This is a genomic window from Xanthomonas sp. SHU 308 (assembly GCF_000364645.1).
In the GTDB taxonomy this organism is placed as follows: Bacteria; Pseudomonadota; Gammaproteobacteria; order Xanthomonadales; family Xanthomonadaceae; genus Xanthomonas_A; species Xanthomonas_A sontii.
In genome coordinates this window covers 1-2,302 of sequence record NZ_AQOK01000434.1, presented here as the reverse complement: position 1 = coordinate 2,302, position 2,302 = coordinate 1, and the positions used below count along the sequence as shown (strand labels likewise).

Annotated in this window: 1 protein-coding gene and 1 pseudogene; both read left to right on the top strand. The window is 67.2% G+C overall.

Translation table 11 applies throughout. The features are described 5' to 3' along the window. Nucleotides 1–276, top strand: a pseudogene (locus tag D588_RS0114270) (hypothetical protein); the annotation flags it as partial. Between the two features lie 737 nt (nt 277–1,013). Continuing rightward, a partial coding sequence (locus tag D588_RS0114265) for an MCP four helix bundle domain-containing protein (protein ID WP_017916466.1) occupies nt 1,014–2,302 on the top strand: 1,289 nt, incomplete at its 3' end.

The following is a 2,302-nucleotide window of genomic DNA, read 5'->3' as shown; positions in this document are numbered from 1 at the left end:
GTCACCCAGATGGACGAGACCACCCAGCAGAATGCCGCCCTGGTGGAAGAGGCCACCGCCGCCGCGCGCTCGATGGAGGAACAGGCCACGCAGTTGCAGGACGCGGTGGCCGTGTTCAAGTTGGATACCCTGCCGGCGATCGCATCGATCGCGGTCGCATCAACGGCGCGCCCCGCCCCACGCAGCGTGCCGTCTGCGCCGCCACGCAAGCCGCGGCCGGCGCCGCAGTCCGTTGCGCTTGCCCAGGCGGCCAGCAGCGACTGGCAGGAGTTCTGAGTCCTCGCCCCAGTCGCGTCGATGCGCGGCCGTGCACTGCACGGCCGCTCGATAGGCGATGCCGCGATGTCGGTGCGGCAGGCTGGCTGGCTGGCGCCCGCATCGTCTCCATCGACGCGGCGTACGGCAACCACTGCCGGCACGACCGCACTGAGGCGCTCAAGAATCTCCTGCCTCTGTCGATACCAAATCGAGCGCACGCTTTTTGTCTACACCGGTGCGTGCCGACACGGCCTGGGGAGGTCCGTCGGCGCTTCAGAGGGATCGTTCGGTGCACGCGCCGATCGCTGAAGTCACAAAACCGAACGGGGAAACCGCAGCCCTGACGACTGTTCCTTTTCGCGCCTGCCTTCGGCACGCGCGCAGCTTCGACTTGCCGTTCCTTGGTCCGTTTCGTCAGCTTGCCTACACCCGGGATCTCCGGCGCGCCACAACACGCGTCGTTCCTTCATTCGTACACGGGGGGCCACCATGCATGCGGTCTTGCGACACCGAAGACGCATCCACCGAGCGATCGACCGACGCCGTCGGCTATTACAGGCGGAACTCGGGCATGCCAACGCCATGGTCACCGTCGCGAGTGCGGCGCTTTCGCACGACCCGCCTGTCGCGTCGCCCGTCATCACGCCATGTGACTGGCGCCGCCTAGAGCGCAGGCCGTCCGCGTCAGCCCACGTCCACCGCCGACGTCGCACCCCTGCGCGCCGAGCAGCCTTTTCGCCCCTTGGAGATATGAAATGACCCGCTTTCTGCAACGCTACAACGTCGGTGTGCGCCTGTCGGCGGCCTTCGGCGTGCTGATTCTTCTTTCGGTGGTCCTGGTGATCATCGGGCTGTCCGGCATGGCCGAGGCGCGCAAGCACCTGGACATGATCGTGCTGGACCGCATGGCGAAGATCGAATTCAGCAACCAGATGCTCGACGCCAACTCCTCCGTGCTGGTTGCGCTGAGCACCTATACCACCTCCACCAACGCGACGATGCGGCAAGAGGCGCTGGAGACCTTCAATCGGCAGCGCGAGCGCTACGCCGAGGCTCGCGCCAAGATGGACAAGCTGTCCAGCACCGCCGGCGGCCGCGTCATCCGCGCCGACATGGACGCCAAGCGCGCCGCTGCGAAACAGATCAACGACGCCATCGTCGCGCTGGGCGAAAAGGGCGAGAATGCCCAGGCGCTGGAGATGCTCAACCGCGAAGCGCTGCCGGCAACCCTGGCGTGGCAGAGCAAGATCCGCGAGTTCGCCGACCGGCAGAAGTCGCAGGCCGCCGAAGGCTATCAGGCGGCGCTGGACGCGATGCACCGTGGCCGCATGCTGCTGATCGGCGGTACCGTGCTGGCCCTGGTACTCAGCGCCTTGCTGGCGCTGACCATCACCCGCAGCCTGACCGCACCGCTGGGCCTGGCCACCCGCACCGCCGAGGCCATCGCCAATGGCGACATGCACAATGCCGTGCGCACCGAGGCCCGCGACGAAACCGGCCGCCTGTTGAACGCCATGGGTCGCATGCAGCAGCAGCTGCAGGCCGTGCTGGCCGCGCAGGCCGATATGGCCCAGCGCCACGACGCCGGCCAGATCAGCTACCGCATGGACGAAACCGTGTTCCCAGGCGACTACGGGCGCATGGTCCGCGACAGCAACGCCCTGGCCGCCGCGCACATCGCGGTAACCGAGCGCCTGGCGCAGATCATGGGCCGCTACGCCATCGGCGATCTGTCCGAGAACATGGACCGCCTGCCCGGCGAAAAAGCCCGCCTCACCGAGACGATGGACACGGTCAAGCACAACCTGACCGCGATGAACAGCGAGATCAAGCATCTGGCCGGTGCGGCGGCCGCCGGCGACTTCAGCGTGCGTGGCGACACCGCGCGCTTCCAGTACGACTTCCGCCTGATGGTCGACAGCCTCAACCAGTTGATGGCCACCGCCGACGGCAACCTGCAGGCATTGTCCGCGCTGCTGCAGTCGATCGCCGCCGGTGACCTGACTGCGCGCATGCACGGCCAGTTCCAGGGCGTGTTCGCGAC